Here is a 20,384-nt window from a genome sequence, read left to right as displayed (position 1 = left end):
ATGAAACCATCTTGTTGTCAATGTTTTTTTATCAACAAAATCACTAAATTTACAACATGTTTATTATATTCAAATATCGGATTATTATGTATCTAATCATAAATGAAACAATTATTTATTTCACCACTTGTTAAATTAAAAAGCACTGGTGTCAGATTCCAATGCTTTTTTCATCCTTCTTATGTTATTCCTCAAGTAATGCTGGTTTAAAAGGCATACCTGTACGGAGAACCCCCCTCGTTTCGATACCCCCAAGACCTTTTTCTCCTGTGAGTGTATTTCGTAAGACATCCCACACATTTATTCTTTCCATAAATGGCGTAAAACTTATTTTGGCTACAATATATACTGGGTCAAGTGCATGAATATTTACCCGAAGAGGTGAACTTGCAAAATTTGCTCCGGCGAAAATGAGGGATTCAAAATGGGATTGGCATGCCCCAGCGAAAATAACAAGCTGGTCGAGGCTCGGTATCTTTTTCCTTGCCTCTTTTACAGTTTCTACGAAATATTTAGAATGGCGATACGCATTTAAATCAATTTTTTTCCCTTTCGTTTTTGAATATGCATCATGTCCTGTAATAACAAGTATATCCGGACGATACAGTTCAATTAATTCAGCGATGCGTAGATGCATTTCTTTTTCATTACAATGAACACCGTGTACTGTCACTCCAAGCCTTTCATATAGATCTAGGCATTTTTCCAAATAATAGGCATCCCCATCAAGATGAAGTACACGCCCAGGAACTTGGAAAGAATTTAGTTCTTTTCTATACATTGACGTCTCTTTATATTCTTGGGTAAGACGAAGAAGATCCACATCTTGTCTAAACAGTTCAAATGATTGTTCTTCAAGTGAACGTACTTCCGTTATTTTCTTAAGCTGTTCACTTTCAGAAATAAGAATCAAATCTATAACTGGGGCATCTGCCACAAGACGGTAATCTTTTCCTGACAAAATAGCCACCTGTTGGCCGCCTATCTCCCTCATATCGATGACTCTGAATAAGATATCACATTGATAGGAAAGACGGCCAACAATCATATTGATTTCGATCATAGTCACCAACTCCAATGAACAGCGAATAAGTACATTCCTAGTCACAGGCTATGCTATGATTCAAGTTGTTGTGTCAAAATGAATGAAATAAAGACCATAATGCATTACTTAATACACCGAACTCTTGAATAGAGAGGGTTTCTCCTCTTCTTCTCGGATCAATGCCAACCGATTCAAGAACATGAATGATCTCTGCTTTTTTTTCTTTTCCTTGTGGCAGCCCGATTGTTAAGTTATTTAATATTGTTTTTCGGCGTTGAGCAAAAGACATTCTAACAAGCTTAAAGAAAAACACTTCATCGGTTACATCAACTGCGGGCTTTTCCCGCTTAATTAATCGGATAACAGCAGAGTCTACATTCGGTTGCGGCATAAAAACTGTTTTTGGTACAACCATTACCGTTTCAGCTGTTGTATAATATTGAATTGCAATCGATAACGATCCATATTCTTTCGTACTTGGCTTTGCAGCTATTCTTTCCGCTACCTCTTTTTGTAGCATGACGACAATCCCTCGTAGCGGTAAGTCTGCTTCTAATAATTTCAAAATAATAGGAGTGGTTACGTAATAGGGAAGATTAGCTACTACCATCACATCTTTCACGTCATTAAACTCATCTATAATCAGTTGTTTTAAATCTGCTTCAAGTATATCTTGATGAATAAGATTAATATTGCCATAAGGAGAAAGCGTATCTTCCAAAATGGGGAATAAACGCTGGTCAATTTCAAATGCAACGACTTTCTTACTAGCTCTAGCTAAATGTTCCGTTAATGCTCCTATTCCTGGTCCGATCTCAATTGCACCAGAGTCTTTTGTTAATTCTGCAAAACCAGTAATATTACGTAAAATATTTGGGTCAATTAAAAAGTTTTGTCCTAAGCTTTTTTTGAATGAAAATCCATACTTTTTTAGAATCTCTTTTGTGCGTAATGGTGTGGCAATATCTTTTTGCATTAGTTTTGTTCCTCCTGTAAAACGGTCTTTAATGCTTTTGTAAAATCCTCCTTGGATATTTGGAACATCATTAAACGCTTATGAAGCTGTTTTCCATTTGTATAACCAATTTTAAGTAATTCACCAATTCTCTCTCTGCGAACTTTTGCTTTTGCCCCTCCGATTAATCCAGCGTCCATTAATTCGTCCTTAGAAATCCACTCCTCAGCATCTGTCTCCATCTGCTGAGCCTCTTTTAACGCTTCCTGAATAACAGCATCAGATGCATGTTCGACTCCCAGGCCACGACCATGTGCAGGTAAGGCTTGCTTCTTATCAATAAATGCATGTTTACAATCGGGAACATGTTGAGAGATATATTTACGTATTTTTTCACCTGGAAAATCCGGGTCTGTTAAAACGATCACACCTCTCACTCGTTGTGCTAGCTTGATCTTTTCAATCGTTTCTTTAGAAACCGCTGATCCATTTGTTTCAATTGTATCTGCATTAATAGCTCTTTGAATTGCTCTTGTGTCATCTTTACCTTCTACCACAATAATTTCTTTTATTTTCATTTTCCCTCCAAATATTGAAACTCTTTTCATTTGATAAACGTCTAATATATTAAGATGGTTCTCTAATACCTTTTTCACGCCATCTTTCCTAATTGGACCGAAGACAATCGGTAGTTAAATAACTGATTTTTTAGTCGCCCAAATTCGTGCTCATGCACATTACTAGAGCCGATCAAGATATTTAAGTCGTTTTTCTTTGTTTGTTCTAGCACCCATTGTTGAGACCCAAATTCATGCGGCCCCAAGTTATAGTTCGTGTTCAAAATGATGCCAAATTAGAAACAAGAAGTTCGAGGCGAGAAGGTTTTGAGGATCAGAGCGTATGCTTTTAATACGTGAGAACCGGACTTGCACAGGATGTGCTGACTTCTACGTTACCCACAGGACGTGGGCGCTTTTAGTAGAAGTACGTACCTATAGCACGAAGAAATTCGCCGTTTATCATTTGGTGACTTTTTGAACATCCTCTTATACACAACAATAAACGGTGCATACACTTTTCCTATTATAACCTAAAAAAGGATAATGCAAAAAGCAGAGGAAAGACTTTCCCCTGCAGATTCATCATTACTTAGTTTAATACTCTGATTTTCACTTGTTTTCTGCCAAATTTATATGCCTGTTCCTTTGACGGGACAAATAGATCAATTTTGTTTCCTTTGATTGCTCCACCCGTATCACCTGCAACGGCGTGACCATATCCCTCTACCCAAACTTTCGACCCTAATGGGATGACATTTGGATCAACTGCAATCACTTTAAGATTAGGATTAGCATTTAAATTAATACCTGTAGCTGTAACTCCTGAACAACCATTACATTGAGCTGTATAAGCTGTAGCACTGACATACATTTCTTCTCCGCCACTTGGAGTTGCCTCAACAGTTTCGCTGCTGTTTGTTCTAGGTACTGATTTAGATTGCCCACGTGAAGCCTGCGCAACTATAACCTTTGTTCCTACAGCTACAACTTTATCTGTACTATCTTTCACCTTATTTTCGTCGACCAATTTTCTAGCAACTTCCTTGCCATTTTCTTTTGTCACTTCAAACTCTTTTTTCAACAAACCTTCTTCGCCTTCTTGAACTACTTTTTCAGCGCCTTTGGTCATATTTGAATCTTTTTTCGTCACAATTGCGTAATCAATTGGTTCTTCCACTACATCGGTGACCTTTTCAACTCGAATAACGCTAATGACACCATTTGGCTCCAAGCTGGTATCTGGTTCTGGTTCCACACGATCTAAATTACCGAGTGTAACTCCTTGCTGTACTAAAAAGTCAGCGACCGTAGTCGAAGTTGACCAAACTTCCTCCTCTTTATTTCCATTCTTTAATATTAGGGGGAAAGCGCGCTCTATCGCTAGGTTCATATTTTCTGAAATTTGCTCTTCAAGCGAAACACTAATTTGATCATGCTCAGACATTGTAATGTTGTTTTCACCTAAAAACTCTTCAACTGTTTTAGCCGTCGTCCAAACTCGTTCGGAATATTCTCCATCTTTTAAAACAACAAGTTTTGCTGGTTCCCAGATTACATTGAGTTTATTCTTAACCAATGCATCTTTGGAATGAGACAAAAAATCATCATCTTTTATATTTATGTTAAGATCTGTAAAAATTTCACCAATCGTTTTAGCATGCGTTCTAACTACTACTTCATCGCCATCAATTGTAAGCGCGACTACATTCTTTGTACGTTCGTATGTCAAGATGCTTAATGTCGCTAAAAACACTATGAAACTAGCAACAAAAATACCTAATTTCTTTCTACTCATTGATGCAAAAGATAACCTTTTTGTGGGTTTTGTCTTCACAAAACACGCCTCCTTCTTCTCCGAGAGATTATATATATACTATTTATCATTTGTCAACCCCTATCCCTTTTTGGTAAGTTACGCATCATTATGACGATAGATTACTAAAAAGAAAAGAAATAGTTAACGACAAAATTACTCTTTGGAGTAGTAAAGTTTTGTTGAATTTCCTGCAAACCAACTAAGAGAAGGCATCCACTTTCACACATTAGCGTATTTTTTGTCATTCAATGTTGAATACTTTTTTTGCATTCGCTGTCGTTGCCTGCGCTACTTCATCTAGTGAAAGACCCTTCAATTCCGCAATTTCTTCTGCAACAAATTTTACAAATGCAGGTTCATTCCTTTTGCCTCGGTAAGGATGTGGTGCCAAATACGGACAATCCGTTTCAATGAGCAAACGATCGATTGGCACTTGTACGGCCACTTCTTTTGGTTTTTTTGCATTTTTAAATGTTACCGGGCCACCTAAAGAAATATAAAAGTTTAAATCTATACACTCCTTCGCAACTTCTGCACTACCACTGAAACAATGCATAATTCCGCCAACTTCATATGCCTTTTCTTCTTTCAATATTTGAACGATATCTTGAGTAGCTTCTCTATTATGGATGGTAATTGGCAAATTCAGCTTTCTTGCTAGTCTGATTTGTCTTCTAAACACATCTTGTTGGACAGACTTAGGAGATTTATCCCAATGATAGTCTAACCCCATTTCACCAAGAGCTACAACTTTTGGATGTGCTGCAATTCCTTCAATCCAAATCAGGTCATCCTCAGTCATATCGATTGCATCAACGGGATGCCAACCTACACTTGCGTATAAAAACTCGTATTTCTCAATTAACTCTAGTGCCTTTTGGATCGTCTTTCGATCAAAGCCAACTACAACCATTTTTTCTACGCCTGAAGCTTGTGCTCGGTTTATTACTTCTTCAATATCTTCTGAGAATTGATCATCATTTAAATGTACATGTGTATCAAAAAGCATAGTCAAAATCCTCTCTTTAAGAGTATACGCTATAGTATCGTTATCATTATCACAGTAAACTAACATTTATATTACATTAAAGCAACATAGAGAGGGATATATAAACTGCAAGTAAACACTTCCACCCTCTACGCTACCAAGTTATAACAATATATCTGAATTTTCAGCACTATTAAATTTACTTTACAAGCGCTCCGTTTTCAAGAGTTTGGTCCACGCTTGCTAAAGCAAGAACACCACTTTTTTCACCAGCAAGAATCATTCCTTGTGATAATTCTCCTCTTAATTTCACTGGTTTTAAATTAGCTACAACTATTACTTTCTTTCCGATTACTTCTTCTGGTTTATAAAACTCTGCAATTCCCGAAATAACTTGCCTTTTTTCATATCCTAGATCCAATTGGAGTTTTAATAATTTATTTGTCTTTTTTACTGGCTCGCAATGAATAACTTCCGCTACCCTTAATTCCACTTTCATAAAATCATCTATGGATATTTCTGGGTTTGGTTCAGATATCTCATCTTCTTGCTTCTGTTGTTCTTCCGTGGCAGGAACTTGTCCTTGCATTTGGGCTTTGATATACGTTATCTCTTCTTCCATTTCTAAGCGTGGAAAAATTGGTTCGCCTTTTTTAACAACGATCGTATCTTTTGGTATATTTCCAAATGATTCAAGACTTTCCCATGATTTATATTGCTCATTCTCTATTTTCAACTGATCAAAGATTTTCCCAGGCGTTTGTGTTAAAAATGGCTGTAATAATATTGCAACGCGTCTTAACGAGTCAGCTAGATGAACCATAACACTTCCAAGTTCTTTACGTTTCGTTTCTTCCTTAGCTAAAGTCCAAGGTTGCGTTTCATCAATATATTTGTTTGTTCTACTTACTAATTGCCAGACGGATACTAAGGCAACTGAAAACTCCATTTTTTCCATGGCAACTTCATATTGTTTAACTGTTTCTTTATTGACAGCTAGGAGATCTTCATCGAAGGCAGTTACTATACCTTCATATGCTGGGATATTGCCATCGAAATATTTATTAATCATGGCAATTGTTCTGTTCAATAAATTACCAAGATCATTTGCTAAATCGAAATTGATCCTCTCTACAAATCCTTCAGGTGTAAAGACGCCATCTGAACCAAACGGCACTTCACGTAATAAGTAATAACGGAGAGCATCGAGTCCATAGCGGTCAATTAACGTAACTGGGTCTACAACATTACCTTTTGATTTTGACATTTTTCCATCTTTCATTAACAACCAACCATGCGCAAACACTTTCTTTGGAAGTGGCAGTTCGAGAGCCATAAGCATAATTGGCCAATAAATAGTGTGAAAACGAACAATTTCTTTTCCAACAAGATGAACATCTGCTGGCCAATATTTTACATAATTAGCGTCGTTGTCCGATCCATAACCAAGGGCGGTGATATAGTTCGTCAATGCGTCGATCCATACATAAATAACATGTTTTGGATTCCCTGGTACTTTAATTCCCCAATCAAATGTTGTCCTAGATACAGCTAAATCTTCTAGTCCTGGTTTTAAGAAATTATTAATCATTTCATTTTTTCTAGATTCTGGTTGGATGAATTCCGGATTTTCATCGTAATATTGAATTAGTCGATCCACATATTTACTCATTTTAAAGAAATATGACTCTTCTTTTACTTTTTCAACTGGACGACCACAATCAGGGCAATTCCCATTTTCTAATTGGAATTCAGTGAAGAAAGACTCACAAGGTGTACAATACCAACCTTCATATTCATCAAGATAAATATCTCCTTGTTCAAGTAAACGGTGAAATATCTTTTCTACTACTTGTTTATGGCGTGTTTCAGTTGTTCGGATAAAATCATCATATGAAATATCCAATTTATTCCACAGATCCTGAATCCCACTAACTATATCATCTACATATGCTTGTGGAGATAATCCATTCTCTTCTGCCTTTTGTTGAATTTTCTGTCCGTGCTCATCTGTCCCCGTTAAATACATAACATCATATCCACGTAGCCTTTTATAGCGCGCCATCGCATCACCTGCCACGGTCGTATACGCATGACCTATATGTAAATTTCCACTTGGATAATAAATCGGTGTTGTTAAGTAAAACGTTTTTAATTTTTCTTTCATCTTAAGCCCTCCATTAACTATAAATTCTCATTGGCATCTTAACCTCTTATATCTTCAAAATATACGTGAAATTAACTATTTGCGCAACTTGAGCAGTTTTTTTATGCTTACTTTTTATTCTTTTTGCGTAATCAGACGGAAAACGTATGTTATAGGAACAGAAGGTTTTAAACATTGGAACATTTTTTCAAATAAGAAAAACAATTCTCACGTTGAATGAACAATGCAAGAAAATCTTTATTTCTTACATTTTTTGTTTTTTTAATAATTGACGTTAATGGGAAAGAATGGTATGCTGAAAACACGAAGAAAATTGTCGAATTATGGCGATTAAACTAGTATTCTATTTTTTAATATTGTAGGAGGAAATAACATGAAATCTACAGGTATTGTGCGTAAAGTTGATGAGTTGGGCCGGGTAGTAATTCCTATAGAACTACGCCGCACATTAGGTATAGAAGAAAAAGACGCTCTTGAAATTTATGTGGACGACGATAAAATTATTTTGAAAAAATATAAACCAAGCATGACTTGCCAAATTACTGGAGACGTATCCGATAATAATGCAGTACTTGCTGGTGGTAAACTTGTTCTTAGTCGCGAAGGCGCAGACCAACTGATTAAAGAAATTCAAGATGCATTTACTAAAAATTAATGAACCAAAAGAAGTAGACTTATCCGAGTGAACTACGGATAAATCTACTTCTTTTTTTAGGCCCACACGACGTGGCGACCTTAGCCGTTGTTCCTTAACGTTCCTTAACGTTCCTTAACGCGTTCCTTAACTGTCTAACTCTAAGGCTTGTTTAAGATCATTAACTAAATCTTCAACATCTTCTAACCCTACTGAAATACGTACAAGACCATCTTCAATTCCCAATTCCAGTCTTCTTTCACGTGGAATGGATGCGTGGGTCATTAATGCTGGTACCGAAATAAGACTTTCGACCGCTCCTAAACTTTCAGCAAGGGTAAAATATTTCACCTTATTTACAAGCGCCAGTGCTTTTTCCTCATTTTCCACTGTAAAGGAAATCATTCCACCGAAACCATCAGCTTGCTTTTTATGAATCGAATGGCTAGGATGATCTTCAAATCCTGGATAAAATACCTTTTCCACACCAGAGTGGTTTATTAAAAATTCAGAAATTTCTTTCGTGTTTCTTTCTATTTCTTCCATTCTAATACCGAGTGTTTTAATACCCCTCATCAGCAACCAACTATCTTGCGGGCCAAGTATACCACCTGTGGAGTTTTGAATAAAATGCAATTCTTCTCCAATTTTTTTATCTGCAGCTACAATAAGCCCAGATACTACGTCACTATGTCCACCTAAATACTTTGTAGCACTGTGTAATACGATATCAGCACCAAATGTAATCGGTGTTTGCCAGTATGGTGTACTAAAGGTATTATCGACGATTAATTTTAACTCATATTCATTTGCAATCGAACTAATCGCCTCAAGATCCGTTATCTTCAGTAGTGGGTTTGTTGGCGTTTCTACGTAAATAGCTTTCGTATTTTCACGAATGGCGCTTTTTACCTGATCTAATTTAGTTGTATCTACAAACGTCACTTCAATACCAAATTTATTAAATACTTTCGTCATCAGGCGAAACGTACCACCGTAAACATCATCTGTAAAAATAAAATGATCACCTTTGGAAAAAAGCTGTATAACCGCTGTAATTGCCGCCATCCCCGATGCAAACGCAAAACCGCGAACTCCGCCTTCCATCTCAGTAATGAGCTTCTCCAGTGCTTCCCTCGTTGGATTTCCAGTTCTTCCATATTCATATTCAAAATTTCCAACACCATTTTGTTTAAATGTACTTGCGTGATGAATTGGAATCGTTACAGCCCCTGTATGGGGATCTCTGCCTACGCCACCATGGATTAATCTCGTTTTCTTTTTCATCATTCAGCCACCTCATCGTAAATATTACTACTTATATATCGTTCACTGCTATCTGGGAAAATGGTGACAATATTTGTACCAGGCTTCGCCTTTTCTGCCTCTGCCAAACTAGCAGCCATTGCAGCTCCTGAAGAACTGCCTACTAATACGCCTTCTTTTTTCGCTAACTCCTTCAAATAATAGAAAGCTTCATTATCAGAGATTGTATACATTCCATCAAAATAAGATTCATCCATAAAGGTTGGTACAAATTCCATCCCGATTCCTTCCGTTCGATGAGCCCTCGGTACCCCGCCATTTAAAATCGATCCCTCTGGTTCTACAATCACACATTTTATTTGCTCATTGCGCTCCTTTAAATAGCGAGATGTTCCCATAAAGGTGCCGCCAGACCCCGCTCCAGCTATAAATATATGAACCTTCCCATCTAGTGCTTCATATATTTCCGGACCTAAGGTTTCATAATATGTCTGCGGATTATTAAGATTTTGGAATTGACCTGGATAAAACGCTCTGGGAATACTTGCTAATAGCTCCTTTGTTTTTTGAATAGCGCCCTCCATTCCATGCTTTGTTGGCGTATTGACAACTTTTGCCCCAAGCGCCCGCATTAACGTCTGTTTTTCCTTACTGAATTTCTCGGGCGTCACAAAAATTGCGTTCACTTCATATTTTAAAGCAGCAAGCGCGAGTCCGATGCCTGTATTGCCCGCTGTCGGTTCAATAATCGTGCCGCCTTTCTTTAGCTTACCGCTCTCGATTGCCCGCTTGAGCAAAAATAAACCGAGTCTATCCTTCACACTGCCACCTGGGTTAAAATACTCTAGTTTTGCAAACAACCGAACACTTGTCGGCAATGGAAAGGAAGTAATTTCTAACAGTGGTGTATGCCCAATCAACTCTTGAATATTTTTTGCATATTTCATTGTCCATACCTCTTTTATGAAAAAACTTCTGTCCATTCATCACGGTGCGATAACATAGCTTTTGCTAGTTCTTTTGCGCCTTCTAAACTATGGCTTGCAGCCCATCCACATTGCACCTCATTACAAGCTGGCACTTCGGTAGCTGATAGCACATCTGTCAATGTTTTTTCAACAATCATTAAAATGTCATCATAATCATCATGATTAATCACTGACAGATAATAGCCAGTTTGGCATCCCATTGGGCTAATATCCACAATTTTATTCGAGTGATCTCTGCTAAATTCCGCCATCATATGTTCAAGCGAATGAATTGCTGCCATTTCCATATGTTCTTTATTGGGTTGTGTAAAACGAAGATCATATTTATGAATTACATCACCGTTTACGCCTTTTTTAACACCCGCAAGTCTTATAAAAGGGGCCTTTACTTTTGTATGATCCAAATTAAAACTTTCTACGTTCATCGCTTGTTTTTTAGACATCAGAATTCCTCCTCATTTAGTTGCTTCGTTTAACTATACAAAGTCATTTTTCTTTGTGAATGTACTTGAAAATCGACTTGATTTAATTATTTTATGCGGTACAGGAACGGTTGTGTAATATTACTTCTTCTAAAATACGATCATAATCACGAAATAATTCCATATACTCAGGATTATAATCAGTCACAACCTCCTCAAAGGTATTGACCAATTATCAAAAAGTAAATTACATTCACTATCCACACTTTATATACTTCTTATCCTATGTAAATACTTAGGATTAATATATAATTAAATTTATCATTTATTGCAATGAATTGCAAAGAAGTAAACTGTCGAATATTCAACAGTTTACTTCTTTAGTTTTCAATATGATAGGCTTGATAAATATCACGTTTTGCAACTTTACGATCGAGTGATGTTTGTTTGATCGCTTCTTTAGATGATAGTTGTTGCACATCTATATAGTGTTGAACATGTGCCTTTATTCCCATGTCAGTCCACCATGGCACGTCGCTTTCTTCGACCTCTTCTGCATTCCCCTCAACAATAAGACAAAATTCACCGCGGATTTCTGTTTGTTCTGCCCATTGAAGCGCCTCTTCAATCGTTCCACGCATAAATTCTTCAAACTTTTTCGTAAGCTCACGGCAGAGAACTATTTGCCGATCACCTAATACAGAGAGCATCGATTTTAATGTTTCTTTCAATCGATGGGGCGCCTCATAAAAAATAACAGTACTAGTCTGTTTTTTCAATACTTCCAATTCAGTTTTCTTCTCCTTTTTACCCCTTGGTAAAAATCCATAGAAGAAGAAAGGATGTGGATTTATACCAGAAGCAATGAGTGCAGTCAAAGCAGCGTTCGCCCCTGGCAAAGGCACAACAGTATATCCGGCGGCAATTGCCTCTGCAGCTAGCTCATAGCCAGGATCAGAAATACAAGGCATGCCTGCATCACTAACAAGTGCCACTTTTTCACCTCTTGCTAGCCTTGTTAGCAATTGTAGCCCACTCGCTTCCTTATTATGTTCATGATAGCTTACTAATGGTGTAGCAATCTCAAAGTAATTGCATAGCTTTTTTGTATTTCGCGTGTCTTCAGCGGCAATAATATTGGCTTCTTTCATCATACGAATAGCACGAAAGGTCATATCTTCTAAATTACCGATCGGAGTTGGTACCAAATATAGAATTCCTTTATTGTCTGTGACACTAAAGCTCTTTTGAATCTTCATTCCAATCACCAGCTTCTCTTAAAAATTGTTCTTTCTTTAAACGAGACAGCTGTTTAAAAGCATATTCAGCTCTCATCGCCGCTGTTTTATCCTCATACTCAGCAGTGTAAATCATTTTTACTGGTGCTTTCATACGCGTATATTTTGCACCTTTTCCATGATTATGCTGGGCCAGTCTGCGAATCGGATCAGTTGTGTAGCCACCATAGAAGGAGCCATCCCTACATTCTAAAACGTAAAAAAAGTGTTTACTACTTTTCATTTCCAAACAACATCTCTTTCACTTCTAATGTGTACTCATTATCTTGATTATAAACAAATAGGGGCGGTAGTATTTTCAAACCTGCATTTCCATCTTTTATTCCTTCTACTAAGATTGTGTTTGCTTCCTTACCAGGTTTCGGATAAACAAACCTTAACCGTTTCGGTTCCAAGCGATATTGCCGCATCAACATGAATAAATCCATCAGTCTTTCTGGTCTATGAACAAAGGCAACTTTTCCCCCTTGTCGTAGTAGTTGACTACTCACACGAACAACATCTTCTAAATTACATAAGATTTCATGACGGGCAATTGCTAAATGTTCATTTGCGTTGATCACTTCAGGGGAAGGTGATGTAAAATAAGGTGGATTACATGTCACGACATCGAATTTTCCATGTCCGAGCTGTTCAGGGATCTCTTTAATATCTCCGTGAATCATGTTCAAGCGTGCTTCAAGATTATTATAGGAAATACTTCGAACAGCCATACCATACAACCGCTCCTGAATTTCAACTCCGGTTATATTTGCATTTGTTCGATTACTGATAAGTAAAGGTACTACTCCATTTCCACTGCATAAATCAATAATATTTCCTTTTTGAATTGGTAAATATGCAAAACGAGCAAGTAAAACTGCATCAAGTGAAAAAGCAAATACTGAAGGGCTTTGGATAATCCGCAAGTCCTCAGCTAATAAATAATCAAGCCGTTCATCATCGTAGAGCTTAGGCATTACTTTCACCTCCATGTAAAGTCAAACAGCTTAGTCATCTGTTTTGAGTGTAACACCGTTTAAGGAACTTTCACTAAAAAATGCCTACTACATCTTCGTAGTATACTCTTGGGAGCCTTCTGAATCTACTACCTCAACTGCCTTAAAACTAGGTATTTAAAGAGCCTTCCTTTTATAAAAGGAAGGCTGCCTCACATTTTTATGGCCAGTTTTCTCTAGGTAGAAGTTTGTCGAATCTATTATTTCTTATTTAAAAAAGAAAGACAAAACAGACAATCTTCATCACGGCGAGGACTGCCGAAATGAACGTTACAAATATGGAAGCCTTCTTGATAGAGACGAGCAAGATTATCATAGCCTTCGCCAATCTCTGACATTTTGTCGTATACACTTTCCTTCGGTTGTTCTTCAGAATTAGATGATATACTTTTCGTTTCCGGCTCTTGTTCCATATGGTTACGCAAATGCGTATTTTCAAGTCTCAAGGCATGGTTTTCCTCTATTAACTCAGCAAGATATTGCTTGATCTCCCCAAGCTGCTGATACAAATGGCCAATCTGCATCTCCATGCTGCTGACAGAATCGAAGAACTCCTTTTTATCCATATTTTTACACCTCGTTATTCTCTAGCCGGAACTGCACTCTCACTCAATATTTCTTCCAAAGTATAGTCTAAAACGCGTTCCTGCCCTGTTAAATTCACTTGAATCACACGCTCTAATAAATTTAAACCAATAACTTTTCCAGGTCCATCAGGCGTTTTGATCGCCTCACCTATATCAGGTAATTCAGCTTTAGCCTCTTCATATTCATCATTCTCATATTTTAGGCAACACATTAGTCGCCCACACAGCCCTGAAATTTTTGTAGGATTCAAGGAAAGATTCTGATCTTTTGCCATCTTAATTGATACTGGCTCAAAGTCTCCGAGAAATGTAGAGCAACAAAGCATGCGACCACAGGGGCCAATTCCGCCAAGCATTTTCGCTTCATCTCTTACTCCGATTTGCCTAAGCTCTATTCTTGTACGAAAAATTGAAGCCAAATCTTTTACAAGATCTCGAAAATCTACCCTGCCATCCGCCGTAAAATAGAATATTACTTTATTACGATCAAACGTATATTCCACATCAACTAACTTCATGTCTAGCTGATGCTCTATTACTTTGTCGCAACAAACTTCATATGCCTGCTCCGCTGCTTGCTTATTTTCTTCCACATTCATTTGATCCCTTGGGTCAGCCATACGCACTACCTTTTTCAGCGGCAAAACAACATCATGTTCATTTACCTGCTTCTTAGCAGTGACAGCTTTCCCATATTCAATACCACGAGCGGTTTCCACTATTACATAATCATTCTTTTCGATCGGAAACTCTCCTGGGTCAAAATAATATATTTTACCGGCTTTTTTAAACCGGACACCTATCACATTATACAAAAGAAGGTCCCCCTTGCAAATTTAGCACAAGCTGTTCCATTAACAGCTGAGGATTCATATTTGCGTTTAATTTCCGTTTAGCTTCCAGAATGGCAGTCATTTGTTCGGACAGCCGCCTTGACGAGATGTGCAAAGCATCTGATTCAAATATGTTCTTTTGATCCGCATATACAAGCTGCTGTTCCTTCCCCATTTGTATATATAGCACATCTTTATATACAAGCAATAAAAGATTTAAACCTATATCTATTTGAGATTTGTCCTTAAAGTGACCAATCCATTCATCTTGAAGGGCAGTTAACGCATATAATGGATTCTTCTTCAAGACTTCATACAATTTTAACACTATCTTTCGAGCTTGTGCAAACCAATCATCACCATCAAGTTCTAACGCCTCTTGTAAATTATTTGTTATAGATGCCAAGAGTGGGGCCTTTACGGGATGTACACCTGCTTTTTGAAGCTTTTCACTAAAAAAGACAGCAGGAAGTGACTTAAAAGAAACCACTTGGCAACGAGATAATATTGTCGGTAGTATTTGTTGCGGTTGTTCTGTTATTAAAATTGCTGTCGTTTCTGAATGCGGCTCTTCCAAAAACTTCAACAGACTATTAGCTGCCGAAATCGTCATCTTTTCCGCATCCATAATCACATATAGTTTTTTCTTCGATTCCACACCAGACTTACTAAATTCCGTACGCAACGCACGAATCTGATCTATTTTAATCGATAATCCATCAGGTTCAACCATATGGATATCTGGGTGATTTCCATGCTTGATGCGTTTACAATTAATACAACTTCCACAGGGAACGATATTAGACGGATTTTCACAGAAAAGACTTTCCGCTATTAATATACTAACATCCCGTTTCCCTGTCCCTCTTTCACCTTCGAAAAGATAAGCATGAGCAACACGTTTCTTGTTTATACTACTTCTCATCATTTTAGCTGCAAATGGCTGAGCTTGCTCAAATTCGTTCCATGATATGGACACATGCATTCACTCGCTAACATATATAAATTAAGGAGCAATCCAGTAGAAAATATTCTCCAGAATGTTTTGTCCTTTAATGATAATCAAATCATCCGTTTTGGATGTGGTAGCTGCCAATGTACATGACGTACACTGCTAGCATCGATGGACCCACATTCCGTGAGTCCAGTATGTGTAATTTGTTAGATTTTATTAAAATTGATGAAATTGCTCAATTGGAAGAACAAAAACAGTGGCGCCGCCCACCGCTACCTCTACTGGATAGGGGATGTAAGAATCAGCGTTGCCGCCCATAGGCGATACAGGTGCCATTAATTGCTCACGGGTTTTACAATTTTCTCTTATCACTTGAAGCGCTTTAGCTACTCTAACGTCTTCTGTACCAATCATAAATGTAGTATTACCTGATTTAAGAAAACCACCTGTCGTGGCAAGCTTTGTTGCCCTAAAGTTATTATCAACTAATGCACTCATTAATCGATTGCTGTCTTGATCCTGTACAACTGCCATAATTAATTTCATTGGTGAATCACCCCTCCATTTATTAGTTTCATCATATTCTCTTATATTTATTATATCAGCTATCCTTATATGATACACAATGGAAATCAAACAATCTTAAAAATATATTTTTTTAAAACGTAGATCAATCTAAATTCCCTTTTTTGTAAGGAGTAGATCGACTAAAGCTTTTGTCGCTTCATATACATTTTGAATAGATGCACTTGCATCAATGGAAATGATTCTTTCAGGGAATTTCTCCAAAAGAATTTGATACCCTTCCCTTACTTTATAATGGAATTCGAGCTTTTCTAAATCTAAGCGGTTTATCTCCCGGCCTGCATGCTCTTCAATTCTTCTTAGGCCTATTTCAGGGGCGATATCAAAATACAGTGTTTTATCGGGCATTAAATCCCGGATGGCAAATTGATTGATTAAAAGGACTTCCTCTATTCCTAAGCCTCGCGCATGCCCTTGATAGGCGAGCGAACTATCGATAAATCGATCGCAAAGCACAACTGCGCCTTTCTCTAGTGCTGGCACTACCTTTTCCACTAAATGCTGACGCCTCGCAGCTGCGTATAACAAAGCTTCCGTTCTCGCATCCATTGCAGTGTTTTTAGGATCCAAAATAGTTTCTCTTATTTGCTCCGAAATTTGGATACCACCCGGTTCTCTTGTTAACACAACATCAACACCATTATTTCCTATTTCCTTTGCTAACCTTTGAATAATGGTTGTTTTTCCCGCACCTTCGGGACCTTCTATTGTAATAAATAATCCTTGCATTCTATATACCCCCGTTGCCTGTACTTGTTGTTTTAGTATATCAAAGCTAATGAATAAATACTTCTACCATCCCCGCTTGCAGTGCCTCTCCTCCACCTTGAAAACGGGCGCTTATCAGCAATAATTCCTTTAGCCTCTCTATATGTGTAGTTGTAATTTTTTCGCCTGGTAATAATAATGGGATTCCTGGTGGGTAAGGAATGACCATTTTAGCTGCAATTCTTCCGATCGCTTCTCCCATGGGAATCACTTCTGCCGATTTATTTAACATAGCTTTATATGAAAAATACAATTCACTCATTTTTTCCTGCTTATTAACTTTATTATTAATGGCATAGCGTGAGTGGCCTTCTTCCATTCTACCCCAAAATATCTTACTTATTTTGCTAGCTGCTGCTTCATAAGGAAATACCATGTTTTGTTTTAATAGTGGCAGTGTGAAAAGTACCTGATAAGGGTCTGCCATCTCAGGATAAATATGATGTTTTTCAAAAACAGATTGCAACGCATATCCGGTTAAGTCTTCATGAGCAATCAGCATTTTTAACGGATCTTGTCCTATTTCAAGGGGATGAACATATAGATTAGGTATATCGACAAGTTTGTCCAAGAAGGTTTGTCTCTTTTCCATCGTATATGTAATATCCTCGTTTGAAAAATTAGCTAAATAAGAGCGGGCAATATCAAGTGAGGCCATAATAGGATAAGAGGGGCTGCTTGATTGCAAAACGGATAAATAAAATTCAACTTTTTGTCGTTCTATTTGATCGCTATTAATATGCAAATAAGAACCCATCGTCATTGCAGGCAACATTTTATGTGCGGAATGAACAACGATATCAGCACCTAGCTTAAGAGCAGAATCTGGGAATGGATCTCCAATCTGAAAATGAGGTCCATGTGCCTCATCGATTAAAACAATTGATTCTTGTCGATGTGCTATCTCTATAATCGCTTTCAATTTATATGTTTGACCGTAATAATCAGGATATGTAAATATACATGCCTTTATATCAGGATAACGAGCAAATGCTTGCTCCACATGCACCGGTTCTATACTTGAAAACAGCGAAGTACTTTCAGATATGTCAGGGGTTATAAATATTGGCTTCACATTCGCTAACATCAAACCATTTAAAATGGATTTATGACAATTACGTTGGACTAAAACCGTGTCCCCTTCCTTACAACAAGCTAAAATCATCGCTAAATTCCCCACTGTACTGCCATTAACGAGAAAGTAACTTTTTTTTGTTTGATATACATTAGTTAAAAGCTGCTGCGCCTCAGAAATCACCTCTTCAGGCTCATGTAGATCATCAAGCCCTGATAGCTCAGTTACATCGAAATCCATAAAGGCAGTAAATGCATCATCAAGCCCATTGAATAATATTCCATTTTTATGACCAGGAACATGAAAGGGAATTGTTTTTTTTATTTTATGATCCATTAATTTCTTCAAAAGCGGTATTTGATTTTGATCCATTCTGTTTGTCCTTTCCAGTAACAACTATTGCAACGATAATAACATATTTATATATTCTTATTCGACATTGTTTGATATCTTTGTATTATAAAAACCAGGCTATGTTTATAAGCCTGGTTCAAGACATGATTTTCGATTCTGTAACTACTTTTAGTTGATTGATAAAATACTTGTATGTTGGATCGGTTGGATCCGTATTAATCATAGCTTTCTCGCAATCTGTACAGATAAAAGATGTATAAAGATGAATACCATGCTTTTGCGCTTCATCGCAAACGATGCATTTCTCCATAACTCCACCCCCATACATAATATTTTACCCAATCTACATTACTGTATACACAATTGCTAAAATTACCTAAATATTCGTTTACATTCATCATATGCCAACAAAACCTTAGCCGTGTTTGTCTGTAAAATTAAATTCATAGGGAACCTCATTCTTTTTTATCATTCCATTGCTTAGCCATTTCATGAGAATAATTAGCCAGATGTTCAATATATTTATTAGCCATATTATCTTCTGATAAGGGTGATTGTTGCAAAAGCCTCTGCATATTCTTACTAATTTCCTCCAATAATGCATATGCATCTAGACTTTGCTTTTTATTACCCTTCGCCATTTCTGGATCAACTATTCTAGCTGGGAAAAGTAGCGTATTCCACGTTGTTATTGCCGGTAAAATTTCTTCGACTAGTTCAAATGCACACCTAATCCACGCTCGCTCTTTATCTTGAAAATATAAATAATAATCTTCTAAAATATCCTCTAGCTGGTCACCCCAACACGCTCGACAAAAAACATAGCTGTTAAATTGGTGAATCCAATGCCATGGATGATTTTCAATTGTTCGAACTGGAACTATCAAGTTTGTGATTCCCTCAATCCCTAATTGATTATATTCTTTCAAGTCTGCCGTGATGCGTTGAGATAATAAGGGAAATAACGGTGTCAACATAAATTGATCACTATAATATTCAAATATAGTCAGTTCTCGATTACTTTTCTTTGTCCCTTTGATCCAATCCTTCAATGATATACATGCTCTCTGATCACTTTTTTGGGGTGATTCCAAAAAGGAATATCGATAATCACGACCCCAGTATGCGAATAGTGAATCTACTTCCTGTGAGATCTCCATCCCGTCTCGTTCAAGCATCATCCATGATAAACCAGCATTATAAGCAATATGTTCCACAGTTATATCTATTCCTTTACGTATGAGGGTAGCTTTTAAACCTTCTGTGTATTCGATATATGACTTTAAAAAACTATTGGTTTGCTCAGAGTCCGGTTCTATCGCTACATCTTCAGGCCATAAAGAGATTCTTGTTAAGTTTGGGACATCCTGGCAATATGCTACAATCTCTTCATATATCTTTTCTTGCCATACCTTATCTTGATAATTGAGCTGTTTTATAGCTGTATATGGATGGTTAGCTACCGATTGATTCAACGCTGTTTCCTTGTCCAAGAAAAACTTCATACTGTGACCACCCAATGTCACACTTAATCCACGTTTACTAATTTCAGGAGCAATCCTATCCTTCAATTCATCCCATAAAGTAAAAGTAAAAAATACTTCATTGATCCGATTTTTTACAAGCCAATCAATCATCGAGATAATGTAGTCTGGCTCATTAATCGTCTCAAATACAAAACCCCTACGGATAAAAGCGGGTTCATAACTGACAATATGTAATGATGTGTTGGTCGGTTCAGATAGTGTAAGTTCTGCTGGATAAATCCACTGCTCTCCCCAGTATACTTTACAAAAATGGTATACGGCATATAGAGTAGCCCGTTCACTTTGACCTGATATCCATATATGACCATCACTTTCACCAAAAAGGTAATGGTCAACACCAAATTTTAATGTAGATGGGAACCATCCCTTGCTCTTTAAAGTTGCCCAAGTTCCAACAATGACTGACTTATCATCGATTTGCTTATTTGCTTCTATGACCTTCCATTGTAAACCAGCTCGCATAGAGGCAGCGACTAGCTCCTCACAAGCAAACAAAATGACAGGGTGATCCTCTAGTTTAATAATTGATTGCATGTTTCTAT

General features: G+C 37.3%; 21 protein-coding genes. 1 reads left to right on the top strand and 20 read right to left on the bottom strand.

The features are described 5' to 3' along the window. Positions 1-184: 184 nt before the first annotated feature. From yabG to metG, 6 genes are all read right to left on the bottom strand, one after another. Positions 185-1,063 carry a sporulation peptidase YabG gene (gene yabG / locus MHB53_RS16190; RefSeq protein ID WP_340920232.1) on the bottom strand — a complete coding sequence of 293 codons (879 nt, stop codon included), beginning with the start codon at positions 1,061-1,063 and terminating at the stop codon, positions 185-187. A 73-nt stretch (positions 1,064-1,136) separates the two neighbouring features. Next, a complete protein-coding gene (rsmA, locus tag MHB53_RS16185) occupies positions 1,137-2,021 on the bottom strand; it encodes a 16S rRNA (adenine(1518)-N(6)/adenine(1519)-N(6))-dimethyltransferase RsmA (protein ID WP_340920230.1) in 885 nt (294 codons plus the stop codon). Further along, positions 2,021-2,578, bottom strand: a complete 558-nt coding sequence (rnmV, locus tag MHB53_RS16180; protein ID WP_340924775.1) for a ribonuclease M5 — start codon at positions 2,576-2,578, stop codon at positions 2,021-2,023. Before rnmV ends, rsmA begins: the two co-directional genes overlap by 1 nt. A gap of 571 nt (positions 2,579-3,149) precedes the next feature. Further along, a complete protein-coding gene (locus MHB53_RS16175) occupies positions 3,150-4,394 on the bottom strand; it encodes a ubiquitin-like domain-containing protein (RefSeq protein WP_340920229.1) in 1,245 nt (414 codons plus the stop codon). A 223-nt stretch (positions 4,395-4,617) separates the two neighbouring features. Beyond that, positions 4,618-5,385: a TatD family hydrolase gene (locus MHB53_RS16170; RefSeq protein ID WP_340920227.1), complete on the bottom strand. Its 768-nt coding sequence runs from the start codon at positions 5,383-5,385 to the stop codon at positions 4,618-4,620. 178 nt (positions 5,386-5,563) lie between these two features. Next, positions 5,564-7,531 (bottom strand): methionine--tRNA ligase, encoded by a 1,968-nt coding sequence (gene metG / locus MHB53_RS16165; RefSeq protein WP_340920225.1) that lies wholly within the window; start codon positions 7,529-7,531, stop codon positions 5,564-5,566. A 373-nt stretch (positions 7,532-7,904) separates the two neighbouring features. On the opposite strand from metG, the gene MHB53_RS16160 reads away from it, so the two are divergent. Next, entirely contained in the window at positions 7,905-8,186 is a 282-nt protein-coding gene (locus MHB53_RS16160) for an AbrB/MazE/SpoVT family DNA-binding domain-containing protein (RefSeq protein WP_340920222.1), read from the top strand. Positions 8,187-8,312: 126 nt separating this feature from the next. On the opposite strand, the gene MHB53_RS16155 is transcribed toward MHB53_RS16160, so the two are convergent. The 14 genes from MHB53_RS16155 to MHB53_RS16090 form a co-directional block, all read right to left on the bottom strand. Next, positions 8,313-9,452 (bottom strand): bifunctional cystathionine gamma-lyase/homocysteine desulfhydrase, encoded by a 1,140-nt coding sequence (locus MHB53_RS16155; RefSeq protein WP_340920220.1) that lies wholly within the window; start codon positions 9,450-9,452, stop codon positions 8,313-8,315. Next, a complete protein-coding gene (locus tag MHB53_RS16150; protein ID WP_340920218.1) occupies positions 9,452-10,378 on the bottom strand; it encodes a PLP-dependent cysteine synthase family protein in 927 nt (308 codons plus the stop codon). The genes MHB53_RS16155 and MHB53_RS16150 overlap by 1 nt, the downstream gene beginning before the upstream one ends. 14 nt (positions 10,379-10,392) lie before the next feature. Beyond that, complete coding sequence (locus MHB53_RS16145) at positions 10,393-10,863, bottom strand: S-ribosylhomocysteine lyase (RefSeq protein WP_340920216.1); 471 nt, start codon at positions 10,861-10,863, stop codon at positions 10,393-10,395. 359 nt (positions 10,864-11,222) lie between these two features. Beyond that, positions 11,223-12,101 (bottom strand): 16S rRNA (cytidine(1402)-2'-O)-methyltransferase, encoded by an 879-nt coding sequence (gene rsmI, locus MHB53_RS16140; RefSeq protein WP_340920215.1) that lies wholly within the window; start codon positions 12,099-12,101, stop codon positions 11,223-11,225. Further along, complete coding sequence (locus tag MHB53_RS16135; RefSeq protein WP_340920213.1) at positions 12,079-12,363, bottom strand: GIY-YIG nuclease family protein; 285 nt, start codon at positions 12,361-12,363, stop codon at positions 12,079-12,081. The genes rsmI and MHB53_RS16135 overlap by 23 nt, the downstream gene beginning before the upstream one ends. Next, positions 12,353-13,099: a tRNA1(Val) (adenine(37)-N6)-methyltransferase gene (locus MHB53_RS16130; protein WP_340920211.1), complete on the bottom strand. Its 747-nt coding sequence runs from the start codon at positions 13,097-13,099 to the stop codon at positions 12,353-12,355. Before MHB53_RS16130 ends, MHB53_RS16135 begins: the two co-directional genes overlap by 11 nt. A gap of 239 nt (positions 13,100-13,338) precedes the next feature. Continuing rightward, entirely contained in the window at positions 13,339-13,704 is a 366-nt protein-coding gene (yabA, locus tag MHB53_RS16125; RefSeq protein WP_340920209.1) for a DNA replication initiation control protein YabA, read from the bottom strand. 14 nt (positions 13,705-13,718) lie between these two features. Further along, positions 13,719-14,540: a PSP1 domain-containing protein gene (locus MHB53_RS16120; RefSeq protein ID WP_340920206.1), complete on the bottom strand. Its 822-nt coding sequence runs from the start codon at positions 14,538-14,540 to the stop codon at positions 13,719-13,721. After that, entirely contained in the window at positions 14,533-15,543 is a 1,011-nt protein-coding gene (holB, locus tag MHB53_RS16115) for a DNA polymerase III subunit delta' (RefSeq protein ID WP_445661441.1), read from the bottom strand. Before holB ends, MHB53_RS16120 begins: the two co-directional genes overlap by 8 nt. A 186-nt stretch (positions 15,544-15,729) precedes the next feature. Then, on the bottom strand, positions 15,730-16,059 hold the full coding sequence (locus MHB53_RS16110; RefSeq protein ID WP_340920204.1) for a cyclic-di-AMP receptor: 330 nt from the start codon (positions 16,057-16,059) through the stop codon (positions 15,730-15,732). 129 nt (positions 16,060-16,188) lie between these two features. Continuing rightward, entirely contained in the window at positions 16,189-16,827 is a 639-nt protein-coding gene (gene tmk / locus MHB53_RS16105) for a dTMP kinase (RefSeq protein ID WP_340920202.1), read from the bottom strand. Positions 16,828-16,873: 46 nt separating this feature from the next. Beyond that, positions 16,874-18,313, bottom strand: a complete 1,440-nt coding sequence (locus MHB53_RS16100) for an aminotransferase class I/II-fold pyridoxal phosphate-dependent enzyme (RefSeq protein WP_340920200.1) — start codon at positions 18,311-18,313, stop codon at positions 16,874-16,876. A gap of 118 nt (positions 18,314-18,431) precedes the next feature. Continuing rightward, a complete protein-coding gene (locus tag MHB53_RS16095; protein ID WP_340920199.1) occupies positions 18,432-18,605 on the bottom strand; it encodes a sigma factor G inhibitor Gin in 174 nt (57 codons plus the stop codon). Between the two features lie 145 nt (positions 18,606-18,750). Beyond that, positions 18,751-20,376 (bottom strand): hypothetical protein, encoded by a 1,626-nt coding sequence (locus MHB53_RS16090; protein ID WP_340920197.1) that lies wholly within the window; start codon positions 20,374-20,376, stop codon positions 18,751-18,753. Between the last annotated feature and the right edge of the window lie 8 nt (positions 20,377-20,384).

Source organism: Bacillus sp. FSL K6-3431 (assembly GCF_038002605.1).
In the GTDB taxonomy this organism is placed as follows: domain Bacteria; phylum Bacillota; class Bacilli; order Bacillales; family Bacillaceae_C; genus Lederbergia.
This window is presented reverse-complemented; position numbering and strand designations above follow the sequence as displayed.